The organism is Pararcticibacter amylolyticus (assembly GCF_003130405.1).
Classification (GTDB): Bacteria; Bacteroidota; Bacteroidia; order Sphingobacteriales; family Sphingobacteriaceae; genus Arcticibacter; species Arcticibacter amylolyticus.
On sequence record NZ_QEAS01000012.1, the window covers coordinates 100,667 to 106,666 of the forward strand.

The 6,000-nt window shown below is 44.2% G+C and carries 5 protein-coding genes; 3 read left to right on the forward strand and 2 right to left on the reverse strand.

The genetic code is table 11. The features are described 5' to 3' along the window. Positions 1-60: 60 nt before the first annotated feature. Both DDR33_RS15205 and ispE read right to left on the reverse strand, forming a co-directional pair. Positions 61-510: a hypothetical protein gene (locus DDR33_RS15205; protein WP_109416660.1), complete on the reverse strand. Its 450-nt coding sequence runs from the start codon at positions 508-510 to the stop codon at positions 61-63. Between the two features lie 254 nt (positions 511-764). Next, entirely contained in the window at positions 765-1,568 is an 804-nt protein-coding gene (ispE, locus tag DDR33_RS15210) for a 4-(cytidine 5'-diphospho)-2-C-methyl-D-erythritol kinase (RefSeq protein WP_109416661.1), read from the reverse strand. Positions 1,569-1,668: 100 nt separating this feature from the next. Between ispE and DDR33_RS15215 the strand changes: the two genes are divergently transcribed. The 3 genes from DDR33_RS15215 to secDF form a co-directional block, all read left to right on the forward strand. Continuing rightward, entirely contained in the window at positions 1,669-2,463 is a 795-nt protein-coding gene (locus tag DDR33_RS15215) for a thymidylate synthase (RefSeq protein WP_109416662.1), read from the forward strand. Between the two features lie 3 nt (positions 2,464-2,466). Further along, a complete protein-coding gene (locus tag DDR33_RS15220) occupies positions 2,467-2,958 on the forward strand; it encodes a dihydrofolate reductase (RefSeq protein ID WP_109416663.1) in 492 nt (163 codons plus the stop codon). A gap of 111 nt (positions 2,959-3,069) precedes the next feature. Next, on the forward strand, positions 3,070-6,000 hold a 2,931-nt coding region (gene secDF / locus DDR33_RS15225; protein ID WP_109416762.1), incomplete at its 3' end, for a protein translocase subunit SecDF.

Below are 6,000 nucleotides of genomic sequence, written 5' to 3' on the forward strand. Positions count from 1 at the left end.
TAAAGATTTTGTCAGGCAAAAAGGCAGAAAGTTAAAAAGGCCGGTGTCCCGGCCTTTTTACTATAACTGATACTTAAATTTCCTTCCCTCTTTCTGTCCCTGTATCCTGCCTGCCTTATGAAGTGCGGATAGTTTAACCATCACCGCTTTCTCCAGTTTTACAGGATCTTTTTCAGGCTCCAATTCCTTTAACTTTTCAATTATTTCGGTATTGAATAATGGTCCGCTCGTTGAGAGTACAAAAGCTACCTTCCCGTCTAATTTCCCGCTTGGATCAAACTCCTGGGGAACATCGAGTGCCTTTACCACATCTTTTTTAACTGCGGGCTTGCGGCCTCTTCTTTTGGGAGCAGTTACTGCTTCAGGATCTGCTGCTTTCTCCCTGGGGGCTGAAGCTGCCTTTCCACTGAATGCATCCAGGGCGGCCTGTGTTTTTTTTAACTCTGAGTTTAGGCTTTCGATTTTGTCTTTAAGGAATGCTATCACATCCTGTTCTGTAACTTTTGCCATATGGGTGTTAAAAGATTAAAGTAAATTATTGATCTACTAATTACTATATATAAGAGATATATACTACAAAAATATGTTTTCAGTTTTACTTCTAAGAAAAAAACAGGAATCTGTTACTTATTATTTTAATTACACACCTTTAACACTTTAGAATCCGTATTTCCACTTTGACTTTCCCGGTCATTCGAGTCATTCATCTATGAAAGATCAGGACAGAAGCATGATAAGTAAAAACAAGTTAACTTCCTTATTCTTTACACGTTATAGAAAACTTTGTTATCCTTTTCTAAACCGGAAAGGTCTACTGAGTCTTTGAAGATACCATATACCGAAGCTCCGCTCCCGCTCATAGAGGCATACAAGGCACCGGATTCATACAAGGCAGCCTTCACACCCCGGATAGACGGATGATTTTTAAAGACTGATTCTTCAAAGTCATTTTTAATGACCGGGTTCCATTCTTCTATTGGGCTCTTAATCAAATCCTTCAGGGAAGTGCGAGGCTGAGAGGGCTTTACTCCACGGTAAGCCTCTCCCGTAGAAACATGGACCGGAGGCATTATCAATACAATAAAATAATCTTTCAAAGAAAGCGTAATATCCTCAAATTCATCACCTTTCCCGAAAGCAAACACCGGTTGGTTTTTAATAAAAAAGGCGCAATCAGCACCCAGTTCACGGGCGTAATCCTCCATCATTTCTGTGCTGAGATTAAGAGCGAACTTATCGTTCAGAAGCCTGATAAAAAAAGCAGCGTCAGATGATCCGCCGCCCAGTCCTGCCCCTATCGGGATCTGTTTATGAAGGTGGATCTGAACGGGCGGAATACCGAAATCCTTTTTTAACCGTTCGTAAGCTCTCAGGCAGAGGTTCTCATTCGCAAAACCCGGAATTTCGATCCCGCTTGTACTGAAGCTCAGTTCTCCGGCTTCGGCTACTTCAAGCCCATCCTTAATATTCACCGGATAAAACACCGTTTCGAGGTTATGATATCCGTCGGAACGGCGATTTATGATATTCAGCCCGATATTTATTTTCGCATTTGGGAATGTCACCATCTTTTTAACTTTACGGTTTTTTTCACAACAGTAGGATGGTAAAAATACATTTATTTTCTTTGCACAAGGTAAGGCAGCAAAATACCTTTAACGATTTTATATGAAGCAATATCTCGATCTGATGCAGCATGTGCTCGACCAGGGCACTCAGAAACATGACCGCACGGGAACAGGAACCATCAGCGTGTTTGGATATCAGATGCGTTTTAACCTGCAGGATGGGTTTCCCCTGGTTACCACCAAAAAGCTTCATCTCCGCTCGATCATCCACGAATTAATCTGGTTTTTAAAGGGCGATACCAATATTTCCTACCTGAAAGAAAACGGTGTAAGCATTTGGGATGAGTGGGCAGATGACAAAGGAGAACTGGGCCCGATATACGGATATCAATGGCGTTCGTGGCCGGCACCGGATGGCAAACATATTGACCAGATCAGCCAGCTGATCAGCCAGATTAAAAACAATCCGGATTCGAGAAGACTGATCGTTTCTGCCTGGAATGTAGCGGATGTCGAAAAAATGGCACTTCCGCCCTGCCACTGTCTTTTCCAGTTTTACGTAGCAGAGGGAAAACTCAGCTGCCAGCTGTACCAGAGAAGTGCGGATATATTTCTGGGTGTACCATTCAATATTGCATCTTATGCGCTGCTCACCCTGATGATAGCCCAGGTTTGCGGACTGGAGCCGGGAGATTTCATTCATACTTTCGGTGACGCACACCTTTATAATAACCATCTCGAACAGACCAGACTTCAGCTAAGCAGAGAACCGAAGCCGCTTCCGCAGATGAAACTTAATCCTGAAATTAAGAATATCTTTGATTTTGCCTATGAAGATTTCTCGCTGGAAAATTATGATCCGCATCCTCATATTAAGGCACCGGTAGCAGTGTAAAGTATGAGCAGCATTAGTATTATCGTAGCAAGCGACCAGAATATGGGTATTGGTAAAAACAACCAGTTACCCTGGCACCTTCCTGCTGATCTGAAATATTTCAAGTCGGTTACCTCCGGACACACGGTGATAATGGGCCGCAAAACATTTGACAGCATGGGCAAAGCACTGCCTAACCGCCGCAATATCGTTATCAGCAGGCAAACGAACCTGCGGTATCCCGATGCAGAGGTGGTGAACTCGCTGGATCACGCCCTGGAGCTTACGAAAGAGGATGGGAATGTATTCATCATTGGCGGAGCTGAAATATTTAAACAATCGATGGAAATAGCCACGGTCCTGTATCATACTGAGATTCATCATGAATTCGATACGGATACCTTTTTGGCCCCCATCAACCGCGACCTGTGGAAGGAAGTAAAAAGAGAGGATAAACAGCCGGATGACAAGAACCTTTTCCCTTATTCTTTTGTAGTATATGAAAAATACGGGTAATTGCGGCTGATAATTCTGAATTAAAGAATTTTATAAATTAAAAATTTAGTTAGATTTGCCGTCTTATTCGTAAATGGCTAATTATAGAGATACAATATACAATAAACAAAAATGCAAGGTAAAGGTTTGATTAAATTCGTCGCGATAGCGTTAACGATTGGTTGTATTTACTCCCTTTCGTTCTCGTTCGTGGCAAAGAAAGTTGAAAAAGACGCACGCGAGTATGCCAAGGGAGACCCCCTGAAAGAAAAAGCATATCTTGATTCGATTGCTACCCAGCCCGTATACAACCTGGGGTTCACGAAGTTCACTTATCAGTATGTGAAAGAACGTGAGATTCCCCTGGGACTTGACCTGGAAGGTGGAATGAACGTAACAATGGAAATTTCACTGACGGAGCTGGTAAAGAATCTCGCTAACCACAATCCTGACCCGGCTTTCAATAAGGCTCTGGCAAACGCTCAGGCCAGATTAAAATCCAGCCAGAGTGACTTCATTACCCTGTTCGGCCAGGAATTCGACAAACTTAGTCCTTCCGGAAAACTTGCTCCCCTGTTTGCTACACGTGAGAATGCATCACTTGTTAAGCCTGATGCAAGCAACAGCGATGTTTTAAATTTCCTTAAAACCCAGGCTAAAAGTGCGGTTGAGCGTTCATTTAATATCCTTCGCACCCGTATCGACAAATTCGGTGTTACATCACCCAATATACAGATGCAGCAGGGAACCAACAGGATCCTCATCGAGCTTCCCGGTGTTTCAGATGCCGACCGCGTGCGTAAGTTACTTCAGGGATCTGCTCAGCTTGAATTCTGGGAAACCTACGACAATACTGAAATTTTCTCTTTACTTGAGAACATAAACAAGACAATTGCGGCTACGCAGGTTCCTGCTAAGGATACTACTGCTAAAACAGCTGCCCCCGCAGCTGCACCTGCAACCGGTGGAAAACTTGCACAGTTAGGTGCAAAAAAAGACTCTGCCGGCAAAGACACCAATGCACTTGCACAATCACAGGCAAGACAGAACCCATTATTTTCTGTTCTTAACCCCAATATTGGACAGGGCGAAAACGGGCAGAGCGTACTGGGCAGAGGACCTGTTGTGGGATATGCCGCACAAAAAGATACTGCTAAAGTTAATGCTTACTTAAACTCTCCTGCCGTTAAATCAATTATCCCAGGAAACGTAAAGCTTGCATGGGGAGTTAAACCGGTAACTGCAGAAAGCAGGGTTTTCGAACTTTATGCGCTTAAGGGAACCGGCTTCAACAGCTCAGCTACGATGAGCGGTGATGTGATCACTGATGCACGCGCCGATGTTGATCAGAGAGGTAACCCCGAGGTGGTTATGATGATGAACTCGGAAGGAGCCCGTCAATGGAGACAGGTTACTGCTGCTGCATCTGCAGATGCTAATAATAAAAAGAGCATCGCTATCGTATTGGATAACAACGTATATTCAGCTCCTACTGTTCAGAACGAAATCCCGAACGGAGTCTCTTCTATTACAGGAAAGTTTACTCAGAACGACACGAAAGACCTTGCTAACGTTCTGAAAGCCGGAAGGCTTCCTGCTCCTGCAAAGATTGTAAGTGAGTATATCGTTGGACCTTCCTTAGGACTGGAGTCAATCAATAAGGGACTTGTTTCTTCCATTGTCGGAGTTGTGATCATTCTGCTCTTCATGGGTCTTTATTACAGCAAAGGCGGATGGGTAGCAAATGCAGCTCTGATTGTCAACTTATTTTTCCTGATGGGAGTCATGGCCTCTCTGGGGGCTGTGCTGACCCTGCCTGGTATTGCAGGTATCGTACTTTCACTGGCGATGTCGGTAGATGCAAACGTGCTCATCTACGAGCGTGTGAGAGAAGAGCTGGCGGAAGGTAAAAGCCTCAGGATCGCGATATCAGAAGGATATAGTAAGGCGATGTCTTCTATCCTCGACTCGAATATCACCACCTTCCTTACCGGTGTGATCCTGTACGTGTTTGGAAGCGGACCGATCCAGGGCTTTGCGACTACCCTGATGTTAGGTATCCTTACCTCCCTGTTCTCGGCGATCTTCATCAGCCGCCTGATCTTCGAATGGATGCTTACTAAACAGCAGAGCATTTCGTTCTCCACTAAAGCAACTGAGAATTTGTTTAAAGATTCTAAGTTCGACTTTATATCGGGCAGAAAGAAATTCTACCTCTTCTCAGGTATCATTATCGTTGCTGGATTGGTATCCATGTTCACCCGTGGCTTCAGCCTGGGGGTTGATTTCAAAGGAGGCCGTTCTTTCTTCGTTGAATTCGACAAATCGGTTCGTGTGGATGAAGTGAGAGATGTACTGGTTGATGAATTTGGTGTTGCTCCTGAAGTAAAGACATATGGATCCAAGAATGAGGTAAAAATTACCACATCTTACATGATCGATAATGAGTCTGAAAAGGGTGAAGCTCTTGTGAATAAAAAACTGAGCGATGGCCTGTCTAAGATCACCCCTAACTTCAAGATAAAGGATTCACAAAAGGTGGGGCCGACCATTGCGAATGATATTAAGATTTCGGCCGTTTATGCTGTGATCTTCTCAATTGTCGTGATCTTCCTCTATATCCTGGTGAGGTTCAGACGCTGGCAGTTTGGTGTATCGGCGATCGTTGCTTTAGGACACGACGTCCTGGTACTGCTGTCGTTGTTCTCATTACTTAACGGGATTGTACCATTTTCACTTGATATCGACCAGGCGTTTATAGCGGCAATCCTGACAGTTATGGGATATTCCATTAACGATACAGTGGTGGTGTTCGACCGCGTCCGCGAGTATGTGAACCAGCATCACAGTAAAAATGAATCGATGCCGACTATCATTAACAATGCCCTTAACAGTACGCTGAGCCGTACCGTTGTAACAGGACTTTGTACAATGGCTGTTCTGGTTATCATTTTCATCTTCGGTGGTGAAATCCTCAGAGGCTTCTCATTCGCGATGCTGATCGGGGTAATCTTCGGAACTTATTCTTCTCTGTTCGTTGCAACGCCATTCGTTGTGGAGCTT